The organism is Streptomyces sp. NPDC057623 (genome assembly GCF_042800355.1).
GTDB lineage: Bacteria > Actinomycetota > Actinomycetes > Streptomycetales > Streptomycetaceae > Streptomyces.
Map to the genome: position 1 here is coordinate 12,420 of NZ_JBHVGZ010000010.1, position 24,187 is coordinate 36,606.

Here is a 24,187-nt window from a genome sequence, read left to right on the forward strand (position 1 = left end):
ACGTCCATCCCTGTACTACACAATCATGTAGTGCCGGGGCGCGGGCGGCCGGGACCCGTCGAGCACGCTTGAGCGCAGGACCTCCGTATCGCGAAAGGCAGTTGTCGCGCCATGCCCCCCACCGCGCTGCACCCCCAGACCGCCGACGCCCTCCCCGGCGTCCCCCTCGCCGACATCACCGCCACCGGACCCGGCGGCACGCCCGTGCAGCAGGCCATGGACCTGATGCGCGAGCACGGGCCCGTGTTCGTGCGGCGGCTGCACGGGCGGAACACCCTGTTCGTCGGCGACCTGGACCTCGTGGCCGAACTCGCCGACGAGCAGCGGTTCGCCAAGCACATCGGGCCGGGCCTGGAGAACGTCCGCGAGTTCGCCGCCGACGGCCTGTTCACCGCCTACAACGACGAGCCCAACTGGGCCAAGGCGCACGACATCCTCATGCCCGCCTTCGCGCTCGGCTCGATGCGCACCTACCACCCGGTGATGCTGAAGGTGGCCCGCCGGCTCATCGACTCCTGGGACCGCGACGCCCGCGCCGGACGGCCGGTGAACGTCCCCGACGACATGACCCGGATGACCCTGGACACCATCGGGCTCGCCGGCTTCGGCTACGACTTCGGCTCCTTCGAGCGGCCCGAGCCGCACCCCTTCGTCGAGTCGATGGTCCGCTGCCTGGAGTGGAGCATGACCCGGCTCGCCCGTGTCCCGGGCCGGGACCACTCGGCGGCGGACGCGGCCTTCCGCGACGACTCCGCCTATCTCGCCCAGGTCGTCGACGACGTCATCGCCGCCCGCACCGGCACCGACCAGAGCGCCGCCGAGGACCTCCTCGGGCTGATGCTCACCGCCGAGCACCCCGCGGACGGCACCACACTCGACACCGCCAACATCCGCAACCAGGTCATCACCTTCCTGATCGCCGGCCACGAGACCACCTCCGGCGCGATGTCCTTCGCGATGTACTACCTCGCCAAGCACCCGACCGCGCTCGAACTGGTGCGGCGCGAGGTCGACGAGCTGTGGGGCGGTCAGGCCGACCCCGAGCCGACGTACGACGAGGTCGGGAAGCTGGCGTACACCCGACAGGTCCTCAACGAGGCGCTGCGGCTGTGGCCCACGGCCGCCGTGTTCTCCCGGCAGGCCCGCGAGGACACCCTGCTCGGCGGCCGCATCCCGCTGCGCGCCGGACAGGCCGCCCTGGTCCTCACGCCGATGCTGCACCGGCAGCCCGTCTGGGGCGACAACCCCGAGCTGTTCGACCCCTCGCGCTTCACACCGGAGGCCGAGGAGGCCCGGTCGGTGCACGCCTTCAAGCCGTTCGGAACCGGTGAACGCGCCTGCATCGGACGGCAGTTCGCGCTGCACGAGGCGACCATGCTGCTGGCGATGCTCGTCCACCGCTACCGGCTGAACGACCACGCCGGCTACCGCCTCACCGTCAAGGAGACCCTCACCCTCAAGCCCGAGGGCTTCACGCTCACCCTGGCTCCGCGCACCGCCGCCGACCGTGTGCACCCGCCGCTGCCGGGCGCCGCCCCCACGGCCGCGGAAGCCGTCTCCGACACGGCCGCACTGCCCGCCCGGGTCCGCCCCGGCACCGGCGCCCTGTTCCTGCACGGCAGCAACTACGGCACCTGCCGCGACTTCGCCGCCCAACTCGCCGACGAGGCCGCCGCGATCGGCTGCGAGACACAGGTCGCGCCCCTCGACGACTACGCCGGCGGCCTGCCCACCGACCGCCCGGTCGTGATCACCGCCGCCTCCTACAACGGCCGCCCCACCGACGACGCCACCGCCTTCGCCGCCCGGCTGGAGGAGGCCTCCGACGCCACGGACGTCACCTACGCCGTCCTCGGCGTCGGCGACCGCAACTGGGCCGCCACCTACCAGCACGTCCCCACCCGCTTCGACGAGCGCCTCCGCGACCTCGGCGCCACGCGCCTCGTCGACCGCGCCGCCGCCGACGCCTCCGGCGATCTGACCGGCGCCGTACGGGACTTCACGACCCGGCTGCGCACGGCGCTGCTGGAGCGGTACGGCGACCCGGACGCCACCACCCCGGCCGCGGCCGAGCCGGCCACGGCGTACGAGGTCCGCACGCTGACCGGCGGCCCACTGGACGCCCTCGCCGAACGGCACGGCCTCGTCCCCATGCGCGTCACCGAGGCCCACGACCTCACCGCCCCCGGCCACGCCCGCCGCAAGCGCTTCGTCCGCGTCGCCCTGCCGGACGGTGTCACCTACCGCACCGCCGACCACCTCACCGTCCTGCCCGCCAACGCCCCCGCCCTGGTCGAGCGCGCGGCCGCCGCGCTCGGCGCCGACCTCGACACCGTCCTGGACATCCGGCCCACCCGCCCCCGCCGGGACGGCCTCGCCCTCGACCGGCCGCTGACCGTACGCCAACTCCTCACCCTCCACGTCGAGTTGCAGGAGCGCCCGAGCGCCGCACAGCTCTCCGCCCTCGCCGCCGCCAACCCGTGCCCGCCGGAGCGCGCGGCCCTGGCGAACCTGAGCGGCGATCCGCGTACCCTGGTCGAGGTGATCGAGGACCACCCGGCCCTGCGCGGCGCCCTCGACTGGCCGCGGCTCCTGGAGATCCTCACCCCGCTGCGCCCCCGCCACTACTCCATCTCCTCCTCGCCGGCCGTCGACCCCGGCCACGCGGACCTGATGATCTCCCTGCTGGAAGCCCCCGCCCGCTCCGGCAAGGGCGTCTACCGGGGCACCGGCTCCGGCCACCTCACCGACCTGGAGCCCGGTGACACGGTGTACGCCCGCGTCCAGCCGTGCCGGGAGGTCTTCCGGATCGACGCCGGCACCCCGGTCGTCATGGTGGCCGCGGGCACCGGGCTCGCCCCGTTCCGGGGCGCGATCGCCGACCGTACGGCGGCCCGCGCGGACGGCGCCGAACTCGCCCCGGCCCTCTGCTACTTCGGCTGCGACGCGCCGGACGCCGACTTCCTGCACGCCGGGGAACTGCGCGCCGCCGAGGCCGCCGGGGCCGTCTCGCTCCGCCCGGCCTTCAGCGCCGCCCCGAGCGGCGGCGTGACCTTCGTCCAGCACCGCATCGCCGCCGAGGCCGACGAGGTCTGGGAACTGCTCGACGCGGGCGCCCGGGTGTACGTGTGCGGCGACGGTTCACGGATGGCGCCGGGCGTGCGGGAGGCGTTCCGTACGCTGTACCGGGAGCGCACGCCGGGCGCCGACGACACGGCGGCCGGGCAGTGGCTCGACGCACTGATCGCGGACGGCCGTTACGTCGAGGACGTGTACGCGGCCGGCTGACCGGCGGGAACCGAAGGGGCGGGGTGGGCGCACGGTGGTGGACTCCTGGGAACGGGCCCGGCAGGCCCTGGACGCGGCGGGCATACCGCCGGGGCACCTCGCCCACCTCCGCCCGCTCGCGGGAGGCACCTACAACACGGTCGAGGAACTGCTCCTCACCGACGGCCGCCGGTATGTGCTGAAGGTGCCGCCCCCGCCCACCGTGCCGGGCCTGCGCCACGAGAAGCGGCTGCTGGTGTCCGAGGTGGAGTTCTACCGGAGTGCCGCCAAGGCGGACGTGCCCGCGCCGCGTGTGGTCGCCGACGGGGACCAGCTGCTGATGACGGCCTGCCCCGGCGAACCCTGGAACGGCGAGCTCACCGACGCCGAACGGGCCCGCCTGCGCACGGAGCTGGGCCGCCAGGTGGCCCGTCTGCACCGGGTCACCGGGGCGGCCTTCGGCTATCCGTCCGGTGCCCTCGGCCCGCTCGTGGCCGACTGGCGCACCGCGTTCACCGGGATGCTCGACGCCGTCCTCGACGACGCCCGCCACTACCGGGCCGTGCTGCCGCGTCCCGCCGACGCCGTCGCGGACACGCTCCGGGCCGGCTACGACGCCCTCGACGAGGTCACCGTCCCGTGCCTGGTCCACTTCGACCTGTGGCCCGGCAACATCCTGGTGGACCGGGCGTCGGGCGAGGCCCGGATCGGCGGCCTCATCGACGGCGAGCGGATGTTCTGGGGCGACCCGTTGGCCGACTTCGTCTCCCTGGCCCTGCTGGGCGACATCAAGCGGGACGCGGCCTTCCTGACCGGATACCGGGAGGCCGGCGGCCGCGCCGACTTCGACGTCCCGGCCCGCCTCCGCCTGGCCCTCTACCGCTCCTACCTCTACCTGATCATGCTCACCGAGACGGTTCCCCGGGCGGCCGACGCCGCACAGCACCGCTGGGTCCAGGACACGGTCGCTCCCGAGCTGGTGGCGGCACTGACCGAGATCGAGGACCTCGCGTCGTAGTCCACCTGGTGGTCCACCATGGGGACGGTTCGCGCAGGGCGGGGAACAGGGCTAATCGGAAGGGAGCCGCATGGCCGGGCGGAACGGGCGCACGGTACGGGACCTCAGACGGGGCAACCGTACGGCCGTACTGCAGTGCCTCTACTTCGACGGCCCCCTCAGCCGCTTCGAACTCGGCCCGGCGACCGGGCTCAGCTCCGGCTCCGTCAGCAACGTCGTCGCCGAGCTGATCGCCGACGGCCTGGTCGAGGAGGCCGGCAGCGTCGACTCCGACGGCGGCCGCCCTCGCATTCTGTTGCGCGTCGCCCCGGGCAGCGGTCACATGATCGGCGTCGACGTGGGGGAGACCCGGGTACGGATCGGCCTCTTCGACCTGACCCTCACCGAACTCGCCCGCGCGGAACGGCCGTTGACACACGCGCGGTACGAGGTCGACGGCATCGCCGGCCATGTGCGCGACGGCATCGCCGAGGTGCTCTCGGGCACCGGCACCGGACCCGTCCGACTCCTCGGCGTCGGCATCGGCGTTCCCGGCATCGTCGAACACACACCGGGCGCCGGTGCCGTCGTGCACGGCCAGACCATCGGCTGGGACGCCGTACCGCTGGAACAGCTCCTGCGTGCCGGATCCCCGCTCCCGGACACCGTCCCGTACTTCATCGACAACGGCGCCAGGACCCTCGGCCAGGCCGAGATGTGGTTCGGCGGCGGACGAGGCGCCCGCAACGCGCTCGTCGTGCTCTTCGGCTCCGGTGTCGGCGCCTGCCTCGTCACCCCCGAGGTGGAGCACGGGCGGGCCGTCGAGTGGGGGCATCTGACGGTACGGGTCAGGGGGCGCCGCTGCCGCTGCGGTGCCCTCGGCTGCCTGGAGGCGTACGCGGGCGCCGAAGCGCTGCTCGCGCGCTGGCACGAGGAGGGCGGGAGCGTCCCGGAGGGCGCCGACGAGGAGAGCGCGCTGGCGGCGATGCTGGCCGGCGCGTATCCGCCCGAGGGCGGCGCGGCCGACCCGGTGGCGCTCGCGGTCCTGGCGGAGACGGCCGAGTACGTGGGCGCGGGGCTGTCCGACCTGATCAACCTCTTCCAGCCCGAGCGCATCCTGATCGGCGGCTGGGCGGGCCTCCGGCTCGGCACCCGCTTCCTGCCCGCCGTCCGCCGGCACGCGGCCTCGTACGCCCTGCGGCATCCGGCCCAGAGGGTCACCATCGACCTGGGCCGGCTCGGCCCGGACGCGGTCACCGTGGGTGCTGCGATCCTGCCGCTCGCCGACTTCTTCGCCCGCGGCGGCCGCCCCGCCGAACCGGCGCCCGAGGGGCCGCGGCCCGCCTCGCGCACGACCCCCGTGCAGCGGGTGCCGCACTGAGGTTTCACCGGCCGCGGGGGCGGTACTCGCGGTGCCCTGACCTTGGACGACGCGAAGGAGGTGCACCATGGCCGACGACCGTCACGAGGCGCCGGGACACACGGGCGAGCCGGTACCGCGGGATCTGCCGGACCAGCAGGCGAACGGGGGAGAGGACCCGTGGGAGGTGCCGGTCGAGCCCGCGGACGACGCCGGTGAGGCGGACGACGTACCCGACACGGACGAGGCGGGTACGGGCCGTCAGGGTGCGCAGCCGTCGGGCGCGGTCCACCCGGAGCATCCGGCACCCGAGGAGCCGTCCGGGTGATCAACCGACCTTGCGGCCGCGCAGCGGCTCGGTCGGCGCTCCCGCACCGTGCTGGAGGCCCTTCAGGAACTCCTCCAGCACCTCGGTCGCCGTATGCTCCGGCTGCCAGCCCAGTTCCGTACGGGCCCGTGTGCAGTCCATCAACGGCAGCCTGAGGACCGCGTCGAAGAGATGCGGTGAGGCGGGCAGCAGATGCAGCCCCCACGCGGCGGCGATCGCCGAGCGGGCCGCCGGGCGCGGGAGGCGGACCGGGCGGGCACCGAGCAGCTCACCCAGCAGACCCGCGTCCACCGCGGGCTCGGCCGCCAGGTTGAACGCGCCGCGCACGTCGGACCGCACCGCGAGCCGATACGCCGTGGCCGCGTCGTCCGTGTGCAGGGCCTGGACGCGCAGACCCGGGATGTCGGGCAGGAACGGCAGCAGCTCGGGTCGGGCCAGGGGTCCTGGCAGGAAGCGTCCGCCGAAGATCCGGCGCTGCTCGCTCGCCGACTCCCGCTTGAACAGGAAGGCGGGCCGCATCCGCACCACCCGCATCCGGGGGTGGGCACGGTCGAAGGAGTCCAGCGCGCGCTCCAGATAAGCCTTCTCCCGGCAGTACGCGGCGTCGGGCCAGCCGTGCGTCGGCCACGACTCGTCCACGGCCTGCTCCTTGGGTCCCGGCGAGTACGCGCCGACCGACGACGCGTGCACCAGCGTCGGCACCCTTGCCGCCGCCGCGGCCTCGAAGACCCGGATCCCGCCCAGCACATTGGTCCGCCAGGTCCTCGCCGGATCGTGCGTGGGCTGGAACGCCCAGGCCAGATGGATGACTGCGTCAGCGCCCTCGAACAGGGTCCTCGGGTCCGCCTGCCCGGACGCCAGGTCGACCGCCGCCCACCGCGTCTTCGGGGGCGACCAGTCGGGAATCCTGCGGGCCAGCCCCAGGACGGAGCCGACCTCCGGGTCCTGCGAGAGAAGCCGCACCACACTCGTACCGACATTGCCCGTGGCACCGGTGACAACGATCCTGCGGGCCGCTGTGCTGCTCACCTGCGGCTCCTCCCGAAGAGCGGGGACGGGAGCGTCCGAGTACCCCGCTTCGGGGCGCCCGCACGCTCCGGGCCCGGCGCGCTACACGGCGAACGCGTTCACGCCCGTCAGCTCCGCCGACAGCGTCCACAGCCGCGCCGCCTGCTCCGGGTCGACCGCCCAGTCCTTGACGCCGCCGCGCTCGTCGCCGTCGGCCGCGGGCCCGGCGATGTCGCAGTCCTCCAGGTAGACGCCGCCCATGCCGTCCAGCTGCGGCGAGGTCGCGGCCCACACCTGTGTGGCGGCGCCCTGCGCGGGGGACTTGAAGCCCTCGGGGTTGAGCGGGTTGCCCTGCTCGTCGATCCAGCCGCGCTCCACCATCTCCTGCTTGGGGAGGTGGCGCTGCAACGGGGTGAGGATGCCGCCGGGGTGGAGCGAGAAGGCCCGTACGCCGCGGTCGGCGCCGAGCTTGTCGAGGTGGACGGCGAACAGGACGTTCGCCGTCTTCGCCTGCCCGTACGCCTCCCACTTGTCGTAGCCGTTCCGCCAGTGGACGTCGTCCCAGCGCATGCCGGAGAAGTGGTGGGCGCGCGAGGACACCGACACGACGCGGGCGCCTCCGGGTTCGATCGCCGGCCACAGGCGGTTGACCAGGGCGAAGTGACCGAGGTGGTTGGTCGCGAACTGGGCCTCCCAGCCGGGTCCCACCCGGGTCTGCGGGCAGGCCATGATCCCGGCGTTGTCGATCACGATGTCGATCGTGCGTGCCGAGTCGAGGAACCGCTCGGCGAAGCCGCGCACGCTCCGCAGGTCACCGAGGTCCAGCTCGTCCACCTCGACGCCGGTGAGGCCGGCCAGCGCCTCCTCGGCGGCGGCCCGGCGGCGGGCGGGGACGACGACCCGGGCGCCCGCCGCGGTGAGGGCCTGGGTGGTCTCCAGGCCGAGGCCCGAGTAGCCGCCGGTCACGAGTGCGAGCTTCCCGGTCAGGTCGATGCCGTGCAGGACGTCGTCGGCGGTGCTGGTCGCCCCGAAACCGGAGCCGATCTTGTGCTGTGCAGTGCTCATGCCGGGAACGCTACGAATTGGAGTGCTCTCGAAGTCAAGCCGACCCGTCAGCGCGCGCCCGGACAGGAGAAAGCCCCGACCGGACGGGGGAATCTCGGTCGGGGCGGTCAGAGGTGGGTGCGGATGGCGGTCGCCTCTCGGCGAAAGGCTCCACAGGGCTTCAGCCGAACGATCGTCCCTGTGGGCAAAAGGTGAGGCCCGGGGACACTGTCCCATCCACACCCACGTGTTGTTCAACGGGCAACTACCCTGAGGTGTTCCGGTCCGTAGGGCGATTCCAGGTGATCTGCGTCACCCGCGCTGACCTGCCGGAACGGTCTCGCTCCACACGTTCTCGGCCTGGAGCAGCAGGGTCCCGAGGACCGTCGTCCGGGCCGCCCCTGCCCGGCGTGCTCCCGCAGCCCGTCCTCCAGCTCCAGGTGCAGCCGGGCCATCGCGGCCTCGACCTCGTCGTCCGGTCCGGAGACATCGCCCGTTCCCCGCAGACGGCGGCTCTCCGCGTGACACGCGTCGCCGATCAGTTCCAGCAGCCGGGCGTACGCGTGCAGGGCCGGCCCGTGGGGTGGCAGCGGCGTGCGGTCCTCGTCGGCCGCGACGACCAGGGTCCGGGTCAGGGCCCTGATGTGCCCGGTGACCCGGCTCCAGCGCTCGTCCTCCGCCTCCGGCGGCGCCGGCGCGGCCGACCTGCGGACCCCGCGCAGCGGTCCGGAGGTCAGCCGCAGGCTCTCCCGGCTCCAGCGCCGCGCGGAGCGCAGTGTCTCCAGCCGGTGCTCCAGACGCGCGGCGGCAATCGACCAGCCGGCCGCGCTCTGCGCGTTCCACTCGGTGTCCCGCAGATCCGCGGCCACGGTGTGCAGCAGGTCCCCCGCCTCCCGGGCCGGCGCCGCGAGGTTCTCCCGTACGTCCCGCAGATGGACCGGCGGCAGCACGAGCGCGTTGACGGCCACCCCGATCACCGCGCCGAGGGCGGCCTGCCCGACCCGGCCCGACGGCGGACGCCCCGGCGGCGCCCGTGGCCAGGGTGAACAGCGCGGTGGTCGCGCCGAAGACGCCCTGGTCACCGAAGCGCGGCCAGTTGGCCAGCAGCATCAGCACGGGGACCGACAGGGCCGGCGCGCCCAGGGTGCTCCCGGTGGCCGCCGGCGCGGCCGACGCCAGCACGGTCCCGGCACAGATCGCCGCGAACTGCTGCGCCGCCTGGAGCAGCGAGCTGTACACGGTGGCCTGCACCAGGAGCAGGGCGGCCCAGGACGCCATCAGGGCCATCGGATCACCCAGCCACACGCTCCCCACGAGCCAGGCGAGCAGGGCCGCGCCCGCCGCCTTGAGGGACTGCACGACCAGGTCCCGCTCCCGGCCCGGACCGCGCCAGGCGGCCCCGGCAGCCCCGACGACGTAGCGCGCCTCCCGCCGTAGCGTGTCGATCACGCGGGCACCCCCGAGCTCTCGCTGTCGTATCGATTCCGCCGCCCGGGTGCCCCGGTACGCGGGCCCTCGCACCCCGTCCGTCACGCGAGAACGTCGGCCAGCGGGCTTTCCGCCAGGGTCGCCAGCAGGTGGGCCGGATCCTCGTAGACCGCCTGCGCGCCCGCGTCCAGCAGATCGGCGCGGGGGATGCCGCCGCACAGGACGCCCACACAGCGCACCCCGGCCAGGGTGCCGGCCCGCATGTCCCACACGGTGTCGCCGATGAAGACCGCGCGCTCGGCGGGCACCCCGGCCAGTTCCAGGGCGTGCTCGACGGGCTCCGGAGCGGGCTTGCCCTCCTCGACGTCGTCGGCGCTCGCGGTGGCGTCGATCGCCTCGTCCGCCGAGATCGCCCGGCGCAGCGCGGACAGCTCCGCGCCCCCGGCCGAGGTCGCGAGGACGACGCGCCAGCCGTCGTGGTGGAGATGCCGCAGCAGCCGGTCCGCGTCGCGCAGCGGGGGCAGCCGGTCGAAGAACTGGCCGTACAGGGCCTTGTGGGCGGCGCTCAGCTCGGCGTCCCGGTCCTTGTCCCGGTCGTCCCCGAGGAGGTGGGCGATCAGATCGGTGGAGCCCAGGCCGACGGCCCGGTGGACGGCGTGCATGGGCACCCGGTGGCCCGCCTGCCGGAAGGCCTCCCACCAGGTCGTCACATGGAGGTGGTTGGTGTCGACGAGGGTGCCGTCGACGTCGAACACGGCCGCCCGTTCCATGTGCCGCCCCTTCCTCGCGCGGACCGTTCCCGCTGCCTCCGCACGAGTACCACGTCAGACGCCCGCCACTCGGGCCGGCGTACGGCCCTCGTGGGTCCACGCCAGCAGTTCCTCCATGCCCCAGGTGGTCACCACCCGCTCGGCCGGCACCCCGCACTCCTGCGCGCGGGCGCAGCCGAGGATCTGCCAGTCCAGCTGGCCGGGCGCGTGCGCGTCGGTGTCGACGGAGAACAGCACGCCCGCGTCGACGGCCCGGCGCAGCAGCCGGCGCGGCGGGTCCAGCCGCTCCGGACGGCTGTTGATCTCCACCGCCGTGCCCGACTCGGCGCACGCGGTGAACACCTCGTCCGCGTCGAACTCCGACTCGGGCCGCCCCCGCCCGGTCACCAGCCTGCCCGTGCAGTGCCCCAGCACGTCCGCGTGCGGATCGCGTACGGCGGTCACCATGCGCCGGGTCATCGCGCGGGCGTCCATGCGCAGCTTGGAGTGCACGGAGACCACCACGACGTCCAGACGGTCCAGCAGCTCCGGTTCCTGGTCCAGCGAGCCGTCCTCCAGGATGTCGCACTCTATGCCGGTGAGCAGCCGGAACGGCGCCCAGGTCTCGTTCAGCTCCGCCACCACGTCCAGCTGCCGGAGCAGTCGCTCGGGCGAGAGGCCACGGGCCACGGTCAGTCGCGGCGAGTGGTCGGTGAGCGCCGCCCACTCATGGCCGAGCTCCGCCGCGGTCCGGCCCATCGCCTCGATCGGGCTGCCGCCGTCCGACCAGTCGGAGTGCAGATGACAGTCGCCGCGCAGCAGTGCCCGCAGCCGCCCGCCGGCCCGGGTGCCGGGCCCGTCGGACCCCTCGGCCTCGCCCTCCAGCTTCTCCAGATAGCCCGGTGTCGCACCGGCCAGTGCCTCGCGGACCACCTGGGCCGTCTTCGGGCCGACGCCCTTGAGCGACTCCAGCGACCCGGCCTCCGCCCGCTCGCGCACCTCGTCCGCGGGCAGCCCGGCCAGCACGCCGGCCGCCGTGCGGAACGCGCGGACGCGGTAGGTCGGCGCCAGGGCCCGCTCCAGCAGGAAGGCGATCCGCTCCAGGGCCTCGACGGGGTCCATCGCCACCTCCTCCTCCAGAGTTCCCCAGGCGCACCGGGACCGCACGACGGGCGGGCGAATCGGCGGGCACCACGGCTGCCGGACGTCGGCGGCTGCCGGACGTCGGCGGCTGCCGGACGACGGCTTGAAGGAACCGTTGACGCGGGTTGCGCTCTACGCTCTATGCATGACCGAAATCGCGAGCCCGCACATGTCACACCCGCGGATCATGGTGCTCGGGGTTCAGCCGGGTACGCCTCCGTTCCGCATCATGGAGATCGACGGCATGGTCGTCGGTCAGGCGAAGACCGTCACCGACGTCCTGGAGTACGCCGCCGCCTTCGGTATCACGGTGCACGACCTGGACGACCCGGAGGTGGTCCGCTGGGTCGGCGGAGACAAGTTCACCTGGCACCACCACTAGGGCCTGTCCGGGTCGGCCGACCGCCCATTTCTGACGGCCCATCTCTGGTGTGCCGTCGGCGGAGCTCGCCCCGGCCACGTCCACGCACTTTCCGGCCAGTTGACCGGCGTGCCGAGCATCCAGAAAGCGGGCCACATGCCCTGCCGCGCGGCACCTTCAGCCGGGCCTCGACATGCCGTACTGGGCGTTGAACTTCCCGGCGGTGTTCAGCCGGGCCGAGGCGTACTGACAAGTGCCGTACCAGCACTGGTAGTTGGCGGGGTTCTCGCGGCGGGCCGTGATCACCGGATGGCCCTGGCATGACGTTGTCGCCGGTCTCGATCTGCCACTTCGACGAGTCGACCGCGGCGGACCCGACGAGGAGGGCCGGGCCGGGACGCGGGCCGCGCTCCTGCACGGCCGACACCATCCTTCGTCCACCATCCTTCGCCCGCCACCGAACTGTTGTATTCCTAGGCTGCTCGCCATGAACGCCGCACACATCGGTGAACTGCTCGCGATCCTGGGCGCCGGCACGGCCGCCGGAGCCGTCAACGCCGCCGTCGGATCGGGGACGCTGATCTCGTTTCCGGTCCTGCTCGCCACGGGCCTGCCGCCCGTCACCGCCACCGTCTCCAACGCGCTCGGTCTGATCCCGGGCTCGATCAGCGGAGCCATCGGGTACCGCGCGGAACTGCGGGGCCAGCGCCGCCGCATCCTGAAGTGGAGCGCCGGCGCCCTGCTCGGCGGGCTGACCGGCGCCGCGCTGCTCCTCGCCCTGCCCGCCTCGGCGTTCGAGCGGATCGTGCCGGTCCTGGTGGGCCTCGCCCTCGTCCTGGTCGCCCTCCAGCCGCTGATCAGCAGGAGACTGCGCGGTCGCCGGGCGCGGAAGGGAAGGTCCGTGCGCCCCGACGGCGGCCCCCTGCTGCTCGTCGGACTGACCCTGGCCAGCGTGTACGGCGGCTACTTCTCCGCCGCCCAGGGCATCATCTACGTCGCCCTGATGGGCATGCTCCTCGACGACGGCCTGCAACGCCTCACCGCGGTCAAGAACGTGCTCGTCGCCGTGGTCAACTCCGTCGCCGCCCTCTTCTTCCTCGTCGTCGCGGACTTCGACTGGACGGCCGTGGCCCTCCTCGCGGTCGGGTCCGCGGTCGGCGGCCATCTCGGGGCCACGGCGGGCCGTCGGCTGCGCCCTGCCGTGCTGCGCGCGTTCATCGTGGTCGTCGGCACGGTGGCCATCGTCCAGTTGGTCCTGCGCTAGGTCTTCTCGGGGCGCGGCCCACGGGCGTGCACCGCGCGGCTCAGCCGCCGTCCCAGCAGGAGGTATCCGATGAGGGCCCCGGTGGTGTTGAGGATGACGTCGTCGATGTCGAAGGCGCGCCCCGTGACCATGGCGCCCTGGGCGAACTCGACGAGGAGCATGACGGTCGCCGTCAGCAGGAGCACCCGCAGGACGCCGCGCGTCTTCGGGGCGACGACGGGAACCAGGATGCCGAACGGCACGCCCAGCAGCAGATTGCCTCCGATCTGCCGCACGGCGTCGCGCAGTTCGGGCTGGTCCAGATAGGCCCGTAGCGAGCGGCCCGGCCGCAGGTTGGTGTGCGTCAGGGCCTCCGACGCGGGGGAGGGCTGCAGGGTGAGCTTCGCCAGGACCACGGCGAAGGCGACCATGAACGCGAAGGCGCACACCATCGCCAGAAGGCGGGCGAGGAAGCGCAGGGGATGCCGCCCGGGGCGCGAGGCGTGCCCGGTCCCGCCCCCGGACTTGGCCGCGCGCCCGGACTTGCCGCCGCCCCGGGACTTCGGACCGCCCCCGGACTTGGCGGTGCGGCGGGACGTCCAGCCGGTGGCGGACGTCCAGCGGGCGGCGGACGTCCAGCGGGTGGCCGACTTGCCTCCGCCCGCCGACCTGCCACCCCCCGACGTCTTGGCGGCGCCTGCGGACTTGGGAGTGCCAGGGTGCAACGCGGCGCGCGAACGTGAGGTTCCACGGCCCATGCGGTCCTCCAGTCTTCAACTTCCCTTCGTGCTAAGCCGATTACCCCGGTACCGCGTCGAGATACCCACCATGTGCCGCCCGCTCCCGGCCGGGCCGCGGTTTCCCTTCACGCCGTCGGGGCACTCCGGGCGGAGGCCCGCGCGCCGCCACTCCTGTCGCCCGAGGCGGTGTTTGGATGACGCGGAACGGAAGAAACGGACATCTGACCCATGGAGGTGGCGCAGCATGGACCGGCGTCCGACGCTGCTCGCCACAGCCGAGTTCCTGGCCTGGTGGGCCGCGCTCGCCATGCTGTGGCTGGTCCTCATCAGCGCCGTGGACGCGCTGGAGCTCGCCGTCGGTGCGGGCGTCGCCGGTGTGGCCGCGCTCGCGGCCGTCGCCGCCCGCCGGGCGGTGGCCGGACGATGAACGGCTGGCTCCTCGCGGCGACCGTCGTACTCGGCGCGGGACTGGGCGCCACCCTCTGGGGCGTCGCCACCGGACCGCTGCGCCGCCGGGCCGTGGCCCAGAACCTGTCCACCGCGCTGGCCTGCCCCGGACTGCTTCTGCTCGCCCAGGGATACGACCGCCCGTCGTATGTCGACCTGGCCCTCGTCCTCGCCCTGCTCGGCCCCGTCGGCACCCTCGTCTTCGCCCGCCTGCTGACCGACGAAATCGCCGACGACCCGCCCCGCGCCCGGGGCGTCACCTGGGTCGCCGCGACACTCGCCGCGGCCGTGGTGCTGACCCTGTGCGTGGCGGTCGGGCCGGGCCGGGCGATGGCGAAGCTCCTCCTCGTCGGCGCCCTGCTGATCGGCGGGAACGTCATCGCCTCCCGCGCGCTGTCCGGCGGCATCGCGGGGGTACGCGGTGGCTGACGCGGTCATCGTCGTCGCGCTGCTGCTGGTCGCCGGCTCCGCGACCGCGGCCGTACTGGTCCGCGACCCCGTGCGCCAGGCCCTCGTCCTGGCCGTGCTCGGAGTCGTCCTCGCCGTGCTGTTCACCGCGGTGCAGGCACCGGACGTCGCACTGTCGCAGCTGGCCGTCGGCGGCGCACTCACCCCGCTGCTGCTGCTCCTCGCGGTCCGCAAGGTCAAGCGGCGCAAGGGGCGTGAGCGATAAGCCCGCGCACCCGGCTCGGGCTCGTCCTCGTCGGCGGCGCCGGCCTCGCCGTGCTCCTCGTCGCCGCCTGCCTGCGGCTGCCGGACTTCGGCGGCGCAAGCCATCCGTACGGCGACCGCGCGGTCCGTGAGTCCCTCGCCCGGCACACCGCCAACACCCTCGCCTCCGTCAACTTCGACCAACGCGCCTTCGACACCCTCGGCGAGATGACCATCCTGTTCGCGGCCGTCGTCGGCTGTGTCGTCCTGCTGCGGCAGACCCGCGACGAGCACCGCGCCCGCCCCGAACCCGCCGACGTGGCCCCGCCCGTACGCCGCTACGCCCTGATCGTCCTGCCGATCGCCCTGGCCACCGGCCTGTACGTCATCGCGCACGGCCAGCTCAGCCCCGGGGGCGGCTTCCAGGGCGGCGTCGTCGCCGCGACCGCCCTGCACCTGTTCTACCTCGGCGCCGACTACCGCGCCCTGGAACGCGTCCGCCCGGTCGGTCTGTACGAGGTCGGCGACGCCGTGTCGGCCGCGGCCTACGTCGTCACCGGCCTCGCGGGTCTCATCGGCGGTACGGCCTTCCTGGCCAACACCCTGCTGCCGTACGGCACGTTCAACACCCTGTCCTCCGGCGGCACCGTGCCGCTGCTGAACGCGGCCATCGGCATGGAGGTCGCCTGCGCGGCCGTCGTGCTGCTCGCCCGCTTCCTGGACCAGGCCGTCGAGATCGAGGAGGAGAGCGGGAAGTGAGAGCGCCGTGATGGACGTCCTGCCGTACCTCGTCGCCGTATGGATCTTCCTGGTCGGCTGCTACGGCCTCGCCAGCAGCCGCAATCTGATCCACGCCGTCGGCTGTCTGTCCGTCTGCCAGTCCGCCACCTATGTCCTGCTGCTGGCCGTCGGCTACCGCGACGACGCCACCGCGCCCGTCTTCTCCGACATCGAGCCCGGCTCACGCCCCGTCGTCGACCCCGTCGTCCAGGCACTCGCCCTGACGGACGTCGTCGTCGGCGCCACCGTCACCGCCCTGCTGCTCGCGCTCGTCATCCAGGTCTCCAAGCGGCACGGCACGGTCGACCCCGACGAACTGACCGAGCTGCGCGGCTGATGAACGACCTGCTGCCGCTGCTCGTCGCCGTACCGCTGCTCGGGGCCGCGCTCCTGGTCGCCGGTGGCCGCCGGGTGCCCCGCGTCCTCGCCGAGTCGGTGGGCCGCGCCGTCTCGGCGGGCACGGCCGGGCTCGCGATCGTGCTGTCGCTGAACTCCTCGCCGCCGATGGTCGAATGGGTCGGCGGCTGGACCCCGGTCGACGGCCGCAGCGTCGGCATCGTCCTGGTCGGGGACGCGGCCGGGCTCGGCATGGCGGCCCTCGCCTCCCTGCTGACCCTCGCGGCCCTGGCGTACTCCTGGCACTACTTCGAGGAACCCCCGCGCCGGCACGCCGGTTCGTTCCCCGCGCTGATACTGCTCTGCCAGGCCGGCATGTGCGGATTCGCGATCGCGGGCGACTTGTTCAACGCGTTCGTGTGGTTCGAGCTGATGAGCGTCGTCGCCTACGCGCTGACCGGCACCCGGGTCGAGGAGGCCAAGGCCGTACAGGGCGCGCTGACCTTCGGGGTCGTCACCTCCCTGGGCGCGTACGCCATGCTGATGGGCATCGGGCTCCTCTACGCCCGCACCGGCGAGCTCACCATGACGCAGATCGGCCGTGGCCTCGACGCGCACGGGCCGCCGGACGCGCTGGTCCTCGCCGCCTTCGTCCTCGTCCTCACCGGCCTGCTGGTCAAGGCCGCCGCCGTGCCCTTCCACTTCTGGCTCCCGGACGCCCACGCCGTCGCGCCCACGCCCGTCTGCATGCTGCTGTCGGGCGTCATGGTCGAACTCGGCGTGTACGGCGTCTGGCGCGTGTACGGGACCGTCTTCGCCGGGCCCGGCGGCATCCCGGCCGCCGACCTGGAGCGGGTACTCCTCGCGCTCGGCGCGGTGACAGCGGTGCTCGGCGCGGTCATGTGCTGGTACCAGCGGCACATCAAACGGCTGCTGGCCTACTCGACGGTCGCCCACACCGGGCTGTTCCTGATCGGTGTCGGCGTACTGACCCCGCAGGCCGACGACGGGGTCGCGCTGTACGTCCTCGGGCACGCCGGCGTGAAGGCAGCCCTGTTCGCCTGCACGGGCATCCTCCTCGACCGGTACGGCACGGTCGACGAGCACGCGCTGCACGGCCGGGCCCGCGAACTGCGGGGCGTCGCCGTACTGTTCGCCGTGTCCGGCCTCGCACTCGCCGGACTCCCGCCCTTCGGCACGGGGTTCGGGAAGGCGGTCACGGAGGAGGCCGTGGGCGGCCCGCTCGTCGTGCTGTACGTCGCAGCGAGCGCGGTCACCGCCGGGGCCGTACTGCGGGTGGCCGCACGCGTGTTCCTCGGGCTCGGCCCGGCACCCGAGGACGGCACCGACTACGAGACGACCGGCGCCGGTGAGCGCCCCGAGACCCGGCACCGGCTCCGCCGGGTCCCCGACACCATGACCGCTGTCCCCGCCGTGCTGCTCGCGGGCGCGCTCGCCGTCGGCGTGGCCCCCGGCTTCGGCGAGGTCGTGGCCCACGCCGTCAACGAGGCCGGGTCCGGCGGTGCCGTGGTGCCCGCACCGCACTGGAGCCCGGCCGGTGTGCTCCTGGATCTCACCTCGACCGCGCTGGCCCTGGGTCTCGCGGCCACGGCCGTCACCCGTCCGGGGCTGTTGGCCGCCCCGGCGGGGGCACGTCCGCTGCGGCGCCTTCAGTCCGGGCACGTCGGGGACTACGTGGCCTGGGTGCTGGTGGGCGCCACGCTGCTCGGCGCGCCGGCCCTGCCGGGGCTGCTGTCGTAGCTTCGCCGGGGTCCCGGAGCGTCAGGTCCCGTACGTCACCTTCACCTCCTTGAAGCCGAGGGAGTGCAGCAGGCCTTCGAGCATGTCGGTGGTGTTGGTCTCGGCGCGTGCCGTCAGCCGGCTCTCCTTGGCCGCGTCGCCGATGTGCCGGACCGCCAGCTGCTGCACGGCCTGTTCGCTGTTCGGGTTGTCCGAGAAGAGATCGCCGAGGCGGTCGAGGAGACCGCGCTCCTTGGAGACGGCGTAGGAGCGGTCCGGGTCCAGGGCCGGTTTGCCCAGGGCGGCGTGCGGCAGGCGGAGCGTGGCGGACGTACGGTCGTCGTTGACCGTGACGTCGTCCTCGCCGACCTTGCCGAGGTCGACATAGGCGTCCACGGTGCCCGCGCCGACGTACAGCGTGCGGGTGCCGCGGATCGCGTCGGGCAGGAACTTGGCGTCCTTCTCCAGATCCACGACGATCTGGAAGTTGCCGGAGGCGGCGTCGTAGCGGCTCATGTCCTGGATGGACTGGAGCAGTGCCGGACCCGAACGGTCGTTGGTCTCGGTGCCGAACAGGTCCTTGAGGCCGGGGATCACGCTGAGCCGGATCCCGGCGAAGAAGACGACGAGCACCAGGATCAGGGCGCTCACCACCTTCGCCCAGCCGGGCATGCGCTTGCTGACACGCTTGACGGAAGTCGTCATGGCGACGTTCCTCCTTCCCTCTTCAACCAAGTACCCCCAAATCCCTTGCCAGACCTGTCTGTTGACCGATTGCCCCCCCGCTGACCGGGCCGCTGAGGGAAACAGTGTGAGCCGCAACGTTTCTGCTGACGTCAGTAGCATGAGTGCGCCACCCGGAATGATCATGCGAGGAGCGGATCGTGCGAGAGATCGCCGTGTTCAGCGGTAGTGCCCATCCCGAACTGGCGGCGGAGGTCTGCGCTCACCTGGGGGTGCCGCTCAGCCCCACCCGGGTCAGCCGGTTCGCCAACGACTGCCTGGAGGTGCAGCTCCAGGCCAACTGCCGCGAACGGGACGTCTACCTGATCCAGCCCCTGGTCCGGCCCGTCCAGGAACACCTCGTCGAACTGCTGCTGATGTGCGACGCCGCCCGCGGGGCGTCCGCCCGCCGGATCACCGTCGTCATGCCGCACTACTCCTACGCCCGCTCCGACAAGAAGGACGCGCCCCGCATCTCCCTCGGGGGGCGCCTCGTCGCCGACCTCATGGTGGCGGCCGGTGCGAGCCGCGTCCTCGCCATGACCCTGCACGCCCCTCAGGTGCACGGCTTCTTCACGGTGCCGGTCGACCACCTGCACGCGCTGCGGGAGCTGGCCGCGCACTTCCGGCAGTACGACCTCTCCCGTACGACCGTCGTCTCGCCCGACCTCGGAAACGCCAAGGAGGCCGCCGCGTTCGCGCGGATGATCGGCGCCCAGGTGGCCGCCGGGGCCAAACAGCGGTTCGCCGACGACCGGGTCAGCATCAGCTCCGTCATCGGCGAGGTGACCGGGCGGGACGTCATCGTCCTGGACGACGAGATCGCCAAGGGCAGCACCGTCCTCGAACTCCTGGACCGGCTGCGGGAGATGGGGCCGCGCTCGATCCGCGTCGCCTGTACGCACGGGCTGTTCGCGGCCGGCGCGCTGAAGCGGATCGGCGAGCAGCCCGACGTACTGGAGATCGTGTGCACCAACACCGTGCCGGTCCCCGCGGAGGAGCGCACCGAGAAGCTGCGCGTCCTGTCCATCGCGCCGGCGCTCGCCGAGGCCGTGCGCCGCATTCACAACGGGGAGTCCGTCAGTGCCCTGTTCGACGCGCCGGGGACCGAATAGACGGGGTTCGGCGAAGGAGGGCTCGCCGGAGCCTCATAGCGTGCCGGACGTGGCCTCCGGCTGGTTCAGGGCCGCGTCCGGCGTCGGATGCGGAGGCAGCAGCCGGGACAGGCCGGTGATCTTCAGGACGCGCAGGGTGAGCGGCTGGGTGCAGACCAGGTGTAACCGCCCGCCATGGTCGAGCACCCGGCCGCGGGCCCGGTAGAGCAGGCGCAGTCCGGAGCAGTCGAAGAACTCGACGTGCCTGAGGTCGATCACGAGCCTGGCGTCGGGGTGGGCCGTCACCCGGTCCAGGTACGGGGCTATCTCCACCGCCGCCGAGATGTCGATCTCACCGCGGAACTCCAGCACCGTGTGACCCCGGTGCCGGTGGACGCGCAGATGCCGGCTGAACGGCGCAGGATCCTGCTGCACGACGACATCGCCTCCAACCTGCTCACTTGCGGCGGGCTGCTCAAATCCAGTCCTCGCACTGCAAGTTACCCTCGAACGAGCGAATTTGAGCATGTTCGATTGACATATGTCTTCGAATTGCGACAGAGGCTTCGCGGGGGATGCGTGAGATGGGCGGGTCGTGGCTACGACAGTGCGTGCCAGGCCCGGGAAAGCGCCTGGCGAAACTGCTCGGCCTGGTGTGCCGTGAGGTCCCGCACCATCCGCTCCTCCAGCTCCCGTACCGGCCCCGCGTGGCGCGCCAGCAGCTCGCGGGCGGTGTCCGTCAGCAGGATCAGCAGCTCCCGGCGGTTGCGTGGATTGCGCTCCCGGCGCACCAGTCCGCGGCTCTCCAGCGACCGTACGAGATCGGCGATCGACTGGGCCGTCACGAACGAGTCGCGGGCCAGCTGGGCCGCCGACAGGCCGTCGTGCCGCTCCAGGACGGTGAGCGCCGTGTACTGCAGTGCGGTGATCCCGGACGGCTTGACCAGCTCATCGAGGTGGGAGCGCACGACCAGCTCCACCTGCTTCACCATGTAGAGAAGCGACGGAGCTGCCTTGGTTGCCTGGGTGCCGAGCATGAGTTCAGCCTAGAGCATTGACAGGAAACCTGTCTGTAAAGAGACTGCGGACCAACAGGAATCCTGTTGGTTGAAAACTTGGCGATGGAGCTGGGGAGTGGCGATGACCACCTACGAGATCGAACCGGGTCGGTTGTTCATCGGGGGCCAGTGGCGCGAGGCCGCCGACGGCTCCCGCACCGAGGTGGTCGACCCGTCGCGTGGTGCGGTCCTCACCACCGTCGCGGACGCCGGTACCGCCGACGTGGACGCGGCCGTGCGCGCCGCGCGGGACGCCTTCGACGACGGCGCCTGGTCCGGGCTGAGCGGCCGCGAGCGGGGCCGGGTACTGCACCGGGTCGCCGAACTGATCAGGGAGAACGCGGACACCCTCGCCGAACTGGAGAGCCGTGACGTGGGCAAGCCGATCACGCTCGCCCATGCCGTCGACGTGACCAACGCGGCCAACGACTACGAGCACTTCGCCGCCCTCGCCCACTCCCTGGACGGCTCGGTCCGCGACACCCCCATGAACGCCCTCGCCTACGTCCGGCGCCGGCCGCTCGGCGTGGTCGCGGCGATCACGCCGTACAACTTCCCGCTGATCCTGGCGGGCTCGAAGATCGCCCCGGCGCTCGCGGCAGGCAACACGATCGTGCACAAGCCGGCCGAGGAGACCCCGCTCAGCGCCCTCTACATGGCCGACCTCTTCAAGCGGGCAGGTGTCCCCGACGGTGTGGTCAACGTCGTCACCGGCGGCCCCGCGGCCGGCGAGGCGCTGCTGCGGAACGCCGGGGTGGACAAGGTCGCCTTCACCGGCTCGACCGGGGTCGGCAGGAAGGTCGCGGGCATCGCCGGCGAGTCGCTCAAGCCCGTCACGATGGAGCTCGGCGGCAACGCGGCCCACGTCGTCTTCGAGGACGCCGACCTGGAGAAGGCGGTCGGCGCGATCATCAAGGGCTTCGTCTTCAACACCGGGCAGTTCTGCATGGGCGGCCCGCGGCTGCTGGTGGCGCGCCCCGTCTACAGCACCCTGCTCGGCATCCTCGGCGACGCGGTGCCCGGCGTGCCGCTCGGCGACCCGCGCAAGCCCGAGACTGTGATCGGCCCGATGGCGGGGGAGCGGCACCTGCGCAAGGTCGAGGAGTACGTCGACCTGGCCCGCAAGGAAGGCGGCCGCATCGTCTGCGGCGGCGAGCGGCTCGACCTGGACGGCGGCTACTACTACAAGCCCACCGTCATCGCCGACCTGCCGAACGACTCCCGCGTCATCCAGGAGGAGATCTTCGGCCCGGTCCTCACCGTCCAGCCCTTCGACTCCGAGGACGAGGCCGTCGAGCTCGCCAACTCCACGCCGTACGGACTGGCCTCGGGTGTCCAGACCGGCAACCTGGCCCGAGCCCACCGCGTCGCCGACCGGCTGGCCGCCGGCATCGTCTGGGTCAACGACTGGGCGATGCTCGACCCCGCGGTCCCCTTCGGCGGCGTCAAGGACTCCGGCTTCGGCCGCGAGTACGGTCCCGAGGCGCTCGACGCCTACACCACGACCAAGTCCGTCGTCGTCTCGCTCGACTGAGCGCCCCCGTCAAGGAGTTCCCGCGATGTCCATCCCCACCCGCGCCGCCGTCGTCGAGTCCGGCGGAGCGCCCTTCACCCTCTCCGACGTCGAGCTCGCCGAGCCCGGACCGCACGAGGCCGTCGTCCGCATGGTGGCGACCGGCCTGTGTCACACGGACCTCGGCGTGGCGAGCGGCGGACTGCCCTTCCCCCTGCCCGGCGTCCTCGGCCACGAGGGCGCGGGCGTCGTCGAGGCCGTCGGCCCCGCCGTGACCGGCGTCGCCCCGGGCGACCACGTCGTGCTGTCCTTCACCTCCTGCGGTGACTGCCGCAACTGCCGCGGCGGGCACCCGGCGTACTGCGCGACCTGGCTGCCGCTGAACCTCATCGGCGGCCGCCGGGCCGACGGCACCGGCACGATCAGCCGGGACGGCGAGGACCTCGGCGGTCACTTCTTCGGGCAGTCCTCCTTCGCCGAGCGGGCGCTGGTGGACGAGCGCAGCCTGGTGAAGGTCGACCCGGAGGTGCCGCTCACCTCGATCGCCCCGCTGGGCTGCGGTGTGCAGACCGGGGTCGGCGCCGTCTGGAACGTACTGAAGCCGGTCACCGGCAGCACGGTCGTCGTCCTCGGCGCCGGAGCGGTCGGCCTGTCGGCCGTCATGGCCGCCGCCCTGACCCCCGCCACCCACATCATCGCCGTCGACCGGGTCGGCGAACGCCTGGCCCTGGCAAAGGAGCTGGGCGCCACCCACACCGTCAACGCGGCCGAGGCCGACCTCGGCGAGGCGCTCGCCGGGATCACCGGCGGACAGGGCGCCGACGGCGTCGTCGAGACCACGGGCAACGTCGGCGTCCTGCGCCAGGGCGTCGACGCGCTCGCCGCCCGCGGCACCCTGGTCGTCGTGGGCGCCCCGCCCTTCGGTACCGAAGTCGCCCTGGACGTCAACGGGTTGCTCGGCGGCAAGCAGGTCGTCGGCCTCACCCTCGGCGACGCCGAGACGCAGGACTTCATCCCCGCCCTGGTCCGGCTGGTGAAGGAAGGGCGGCTCCCGCTGCACCGCCTGATCAGCACCTACCCCTTCACGGAGATCGACCAGGCGGTGCGGGACATGGGCGCGGGCAAGGCGATCAAGCCCGTGCTGACCTTCTGACCCCGGTCGACCCGGTCGACCTCAGCCGACCGTGAGGACCAGCTTCCCCGTGGTCCGGCCGGTGTCGCCGAGCCTGTGTGCCTCGGCGGCATCGGCCAACGGGAAGGTGCCGGCGATCGCGGGGCGCAGCTTCCCCGCCTCCACCAGCTCCGCGATCGCCTTCATACCGCTGTGCGAGGCGTCGACCAGCATCCGCAGCGCCCGGACGCCGAGCCGCTCGGCCTCCGTGTCGAAGTCGTCCGAACCCACCGGAAGGATCGACACGACGAGGCCGCCGGGCCTCAGCACGCGGAGCGAGCGCGTGGAGATCTCGCCGCCGAGCGTGTCCAGCACGACATCGACGTCCTTGACGGCCTCGGTGAAGTCCGTCTCCCGGTAGTCGATCACCTCGTCCGCGCCGAGGCCCCGCAGGAACTCGTGCTTGCCCGCGCTCGCGGTGCCGATCACATACGCGCCCCGTGCCTTCGCGATCTGCACGGCCACATGCCCGACCCCGCCGGCGGCCGCGTGGACCAGCACCCGCTGTCCCGGCCGCACGTCGGCGTACTCCACCAGGGCCTGCCAGGCGGTGAGGGACACCAGCGGAAGCGCGCCCGCCTGGGTGTGGTCGATCGAGGCCGGCTTGTGCGCGAAGGTGCGGGCCGGCGCGGTGACGTACTCGGCGTGCGAGCCATGGCCGAACGGGTAGGACAGCATCCCGAAGACCTCGTCGCCGGGCTGGAACCGGGCGACGCCGATGCCGACCGCCTCGACCACGCCGGAGACGTCCCAGCCCAGGACGAAGGGCGGCTCGCCCAGGAAACCGCCGCTCGCGCGGTGCTTCCAGTCGGTCGGGTTGACGCCGGCGGCCCGTACCCGGACCAGCACCTCGTTCGGGCGCGGCGTGGGGCGCTCCAGTTCCACTTCCTTCAAAACCTCGGGACCGCCGAGGACGTCCTGGCTGATGGCTCGCATCGTGTTCACAGTGCTCATGGTCAACCAGCCTGCCGGGGCCCGCAGCGCAGGAAAATGGCACGATGGCCAA

At 72.9% G+C, this 24,187-nt stretch carries 24 protein-coding genes and 2 pseudogenes; 15 read left to right on the forward strand and 11 right to left on the reverse strand.

What is annotated here, in order from left to right; all coding sequences use genetic code 11:
• The first annotated feature begins 111 nt into the window (after positions 1-111).
• The 4 genes from ACFU95_RS13165 to ACFU95_RS13180 all read left to right on the forward strand — a co-directional run bounded on the left by ACFU95_RS13165 (position 112) and on the right by ACFU95_RS13180 (position 5,952).
• Entirely contained in the window at positions 112-3,288 is a 3,177-nt protein-coding gene (locus ACFU95_RS13165; RefSeq protein WP_383826112.1) for a cytochrome P450, read from the forward strand.
• Positions 3,289-3,322: 34 nt separating this feature from the next.
• Positions 3,323-4,285: a phosphotransferase family protein gene (locus tag ACFU95_RS13170; RefSeq protein ID WP_383826115.1), complete on the forward strand. Its 963-nt coding sequence runs from the start codon at positions 3,323-3,325 to the stop codon at positions 4,283-4,285.
• A gap of 70 nt (positions 4,286-4,355) precedes the next feature.
• Positions 4,356-5,645 (forward strand): ROK family protein, encoded by a 1,290-nt coding sequence (locus tag ACFU95_RS13175; RefSeq protein WP_383826118.1) that lies wholly within the window; start codon positions 4,356-4,358, stop codon positions 5,643-5,645.
• Positions 5,646-5,712: 67 nt separating this feature from the next.
• Positions 5,713-5,952, forward strand: coding sequence for a hypothetical protein (locus tag ACFU95_RS13180; protein WP_383826121.1), 240 nt, complete (start codon positions 5,713-5,715; stop codon positions 5,950-5,952).
• Here the strand turns inward: ACFU95_RS13180 and ACFU95_RS13185 are convergent, their stop codons facing one another.
• The 5 genes and pseudogenes from ACFU95_RS13185 to ACFU95_RS13205 all read right to left on the reverse strand — a co-directional run bounded on the left by ACFU95_RS13185 (position 5,953) and on the right by ACFU95_RS13205 (position 11,303).
• A complete protein-coding gene (locus tag ACFU95_RS13185; protein WP_383826123.1) occupies positions 5,953-6,981 on the reverse strand; it encodes an SDR family oxidoreductase in 1,029 nt (342 codons plus the stop codon). It abuts the gene before it with no gap.
• Between the two features lie 81 nt (positions 6,982-7,062).
• Positions 7,063-8,025 (reverse strand): SDR family NAD(P)-dependent oxidoreductase, encoded by a 963-nt coding sequence (locus ACFU95_RS13190; protein ID WP_383826126.1) that lies wholly within the window; start codon positions 8,023-8,025, stop codon positions 7,063-7,065.
• A 291-nt stretch (positions 8,026-8,316) separates the two neighbouring features.
• A pseudogene (locus ACFU95_RS13195) lies at positions 8,317-9,483 on the reverse strand (aromatic acid exporter family protein).
• 50 nt (positions 9,484-9,533) lie between these two features.
• The gene (locus tag ACFU95_RS13200; RefSeq protein WP_383826129.1) at positions 9,534-10,202 is read right to left on the reverse strand and encodes an HAD family hydrolase; all 669 of its coding nucleotides are present in this window, start codon (positions 10,200-10,202) and stop codon (positions 9,534-9,536) included.
• Positions 10,203-10,256: 54 nt separating this feature from the next.
• A complete protein-coding gene (locus ACFU95_RS13205; protein ID WP_383826131.1) occupies positions 10,257-11,303 on the reverse strand; it encodes a PHP domain-containing protein in 1,047 nt (348 codons plus the stop codon).
• 166 nt (positions 11,304-11,469) lie between these two features.
• Between ACFU95_RS13205 and ACFU95_RS13210 the strand changes: the two genes are divergently transcribed.
• Positions 11,470-11,706: a hypothetical protein gene (locus ACFU95_RS13210; RefSeq protein WP_383826134.1), complete on the forward strand. Its 237-nt coding sequence runs from the start codon at positions 11,470-11,472 to the stop codon at positions 11,704-11,706.
• Between the two features lie 86 nt (positions 11,707-11,792).
• Here ACFU95_RS13210 and ACFU95_RS13215 read toward each other — a convergent pair.
• Positions 11,793-12,079 (reverse strand): annotated as a pseudogene (locus ACFU95_RS13215) (family 16 glycosylhydrolase); the annotation flags it as partial.
• Positions 12,080-12,172: 93 nt separating this feature from the next.
• Here ACFU95_RS13215 and ACFU95_RS13220 point away from each other — a divergent pair.
• Complete coding sequence (locus tag ACFU95_RS13220; protein ID WP_383826136.1) at positions 12,173-12,949, forward strand: sulfite exporter TauE/SafE family protein; 777 nt, start codon at positions 12,173-12,175, stop codon at positions 12,947-12,949.
• Here ACFU95_RS13220 and ACFU95_RS13225 read toward each other — a convergent pair.
• Positions 12,946-13,407: a VanZ family protein gene (locus ACFU95_RS13225; RefSeq protein WP_383826539.1), complete on the reverse strand. Its 462-nt coding sequence runs from the start codon at positions 13,405-13,407 to the stop codon at positions 12,946-12,948. The genes ACFU95_RS13220 and ACFU95_RS13225 overlap by 4 nt on opposite strands.
• A gap of 505 nt (positions 13,408-13,912) precedes the next feature.
• Between ACFU95_RS13225 and ACFU95_RS13230 the strand changes: the two genes are divergently transcribed.
• From ACFU95_RS13230 to ACFU95_RS13255, 6 genes are read left to right on the forward strand one after another with little or no spacing between them, the layout of a single operon-like run.
• Positions 13,913-14,095, forward strand: coding sequence for a hypothetical protein (locus ACFU95_RS13230; protein ID WP_383826139.1), 183 nt, complete (start codon positions 13,913-13,915; stop codon positions 14,093-14,095).
• A complete protein-coding gene (locus tag ACFU95_RS13235) occupies positions 14,092-14,544 on the forward strand; it encodes a monovalent cation/H+ antiporter complex subunit F (RefSeq protein WP_383826142.1) in 453 nt (150 codons plus the stop codon). The genes ACFU95_RS13230 and ACFU95_RS13235 overlap by 4 nt, the downstream gene beginning before the upstream one ends.
• Positions 14,537-14,788 (forward strand): Na(+)/H(+) antiporter subunit B, encoded by a 252-nt coding sequence (locus ACFU95_RS13240; RefSeq protein WP_383826144.1) that lies wholly within the window; start codon positions 14,537-14,539, stop codon positions 14,786-14,788. The genes ACFU95_RS13235 and ACFU95_RS13240 overlap by 8 nt, the downstream gene beginning before the upstream one ends.
• Complete coding sequence (locus ACFU95_RS13245) at positions 14,785-15,525, forward strand: MnhB domain-containing protein (protein WP_383826542.1); 741 nt, start codon at positions 14,785-14,787, stop codon at positions 15,523-15,525. Before ACFU95_RS13240 ends, ACFU95_RS13245 begins: the two co-directional genes overlap by 4 nt.
• A gap of 10 nt (positions 15,526-15,535) precedes the next feature.
• Positions 15,536-15,883 carry a sodium:proton antiporter gene (locus ACFU95_RS13250; RefSeq protein WP_383826146.1) on the forward strand — a complete coding sequence of 116 codons (348 nt, stop codon included), beginning with the start codon at positions 15,536-15,538 and terminating at the stop codon, positions 15,881-15,883.
• Positions 15,883-17,643, forward strand: coding sequence for a complex I subunit 5 family protein (locus ACFU95_RS13255; RefSeq protein WP_383826149.1), 1,761 nt, complete (start codon positions 15,883-15,885; stop codon positions 17,641-17,643). Before ACFU95_RS13250 ends, ACFU95_RS13255 begins: the two co-directional genes overlap by 1 nt.
• 21 nt (positions 17,644-17,664) lie before the next feature.
• Here the strand turns inward: ACFU95_RS13255 and ACFU95_RS13260 are convergent, their stop codons facing one another.
• Positions 17,665-18,327: a DUF4230 domain-containing protein gene (locus tag ACFU95_RS13260; protein ID WP_383826150.1), complete on the reverse strand. Its 663-nt coding sequence runs from the start codon at positions 18,325-18,327 to the stop codon at positions 17,665-17,667.
• 179 nt (positions 18,328-18,506) lie between these two features.
• Here ACFU95_RS13260 and ACFU95_RS13265 point away from each other — a divergent pair, with 179 nt between their 5' ends.
• On the forward strand, positions 18,507-19,460 hold the full coding sequence (locus tag ACFU95_RS13265; RefSeq protein WP_383826152.1) for a ribose-phosphate diphosphokinase: 954 nt from the start codon (positions 18,507-18,509) through the stop codon (positions 19,458-19,460).
• Positions 19,461-19,493: 33 nt separating this feature from the next.
• On the opposite strand, the gene ACFU95_RS13270 is transcribed toward ACFU95_RS13265, so the two are convergent.
• Both ACFU95_RS13270 and ACFU95_RS13275 read right to left on the reverse strand, forming a co-directional pair.
• Entirely contained in the window at positions 19,494-19,874 is a 381-nt protein-coding gene (locus ACFU95_RS13270; protein WP_383826154.1) for an anti-sigma factor antagonist, read from the reverse strand.
• A 164-nt stretch (positions 19,875-20,038) separates the two neighbouring features.
• Positions 20,039-20,476 carry a MarR family winged helix-turn-helix transcriptional regulator gene (locus ACFU95_RS13275; RefSeq protein WP_383826157.1) on the reverse strand — a complete coding sequence of 146 codons (438 nt, stop codon included), beginning with the start codon at positions 20,474-20,476 and terminating at the stop codon, positions 20,039-20,041.
• A gap of 103 nt (positions 20,477-20,579) precedes the next feature.
• Between ACFU95_RS13275 and ACFU95_RS13280 the strand changes: the two genes are divergently transcribed.
• Both ACFU95_RS13280 and ACFU95_RS13285 read left to right on the forward strand, forming a co-directional pair.
• Entirely contained in the window at positions 20,580-22,031 is a 1,452-nt protein-coding gene (locus tag ACFU95_RS13280) for an aldehyde dehydrogenase family protein (RefSeq protein ID WP_383826160.1), read from the forward strand.
• A gap of 25 nt (positions 22,032-22,056) precedes the next feature.
• Positions 22,057-23,163, forward strand: coding sequence for an NAD(P)-dependent alcohol dehydrogenase (locus ACFU95_RS13285; protein WP_383826162.1), 1,107 nt, complete (start codon positions 22,057-22,059; stop codon positions 23,161-23,163).
• Positions 23,164-23,184: 21 nt separating this feature from the next.
• Here ACFU95_RS13285 and ACFU95_RS13290 read toward each other — a convergent pair whose 3' ends face one another.
• Entirely contained in the window at positions 23,185-24,135 is a 951-nt protein-coding gene (locus tag ACFU95_RS13290) for an NADP-dependent oxidoreductase (RefSeq protein ID WP_383826164.1), read from the reverse strand.
• Positions 24,136-24,187: the final 52 nt, after the last annotated feature.

Bases quoted from the DNA above. Each gene is read 5' to 3' on its own strand.
- ACFU95_RS13165 (WP_383826112.1), top strand. From the start codon at position 112: ATGCCCCCCACCGCGCTGCACCCCCAGACCGCCGACGCCCTCCCCGGC.
- ACFU95_RS13175 (WP_383826118.1), top strand. From the start codon at position 4,356: ATGGCCGGGCGGAACGGGCGCACGGTACGGGACCTCAGACGGGGCAAC.
- ACFU95_RS13180 (WP_383826121.1), top strand. From the start codon at position 5,713: ATGGCCGACGACCGTCACGAGGCGCCGGGACACACGGGCGAGCCGGTA.
- ACFU95_RS13190 (WP_383826126.1), bottom strand. From the start codon at position 8,025: ATGAGCACTGCACAGCACAAGATCGGCTCCGGTTTCGGGGCGACCAGC.
- ACFU95_RS13200 (WP_383826129.1), bottom strand. From the start codon at position 10,202: ATGGAACGGGCGGCCGTGTTCGACGTCGACGGCACCCTCGTCGACACC.
- ACFU95_RS13205 (WP_383826131.1), bottom strand. From the start codon at position 11,303: ATGGACCCCGTCGAGGCCCTGGAGCGGATCGCCTTCCTGCTGGAGCGG.
- ACFU95_RS13210 (WP_383826134.1), top strand. From the start codon at position 11,470: ATGACCGAAATCGCGAGCCCGCACATGTCACACCCGCGGATCATGGTG.
- ACFU95_RS13220 (WP_383826136.1), top strand. From the start codon at position 12,173: ATGAACGCCGCACACATCGGTGAACTGCTCGCGATCCTGGGCGCCGGC.
- ACFU95_RS13230 (WP_383826139.1), top strand. From the start codon at position 13,913: ATGGACCGGCGTCCGACGCTGCTCGCCACAGCCGAGTTCCTGGCCTGG.
- ACFU95_RS13235 (WP_383826142.1), top strand. From the start codon at position 14,092: ATGAACGGCTGGCTCCTCGCGGCGACCGTCGTACTCGGCGCGGGACTG.
- ACFU95_RS13250 (WP_383826146.1), top strand. From the start codon at position 15,536: ATGGACGTCCTGCCGTACCTCGTCGCCGTATGGATCTTCCTGGTCGGC.
- ACFU95_RS13255 (WP_383826149.1), top strand. From the start codon at position 15,883: ATGAACGACCTGCTGCCGCTGCTCGTCGCCGTACCGCTGCTCGGGGCC.
- ACFU95_RS13260 (WP_383826150.1), bottom strand. From the start codon at position 18,327: ATGACGACTTCCGTCAAGCGTGTCAGCAAGCGCATGCCCGGCTGGGCG.
- ACFU95_RS13275 (WP_383826157.1), bottom strand. From the start codon at position 20,476: ATGCTCGGCACCCAGGCAACCAAGGCAGCTCCGTCGCTTCTCTACATG.
- ACFU95_RS13280 (WP_383826160.1), top strand. From the start codon at position 20,580: ATGACCACCTACGAGATCGAACCGGGTCGGTTGTTCATCGGGGGCCAG.
- ACFU95_RS13285 (WP_383826162.1), top strand. From the start codon at position 22,057: ATGTCCATCCCCACCCGCGCCGCCGTCGTCGAGTCCGGCGGAGCGCCC.
- ACFU95_RS13290 (WP_383826164.1), bottom strand. From the start codon at position 24,135: ATGAGCACTGTGAACACGATGCGAGCCATCAGCCAGGACGTCCTCGGC.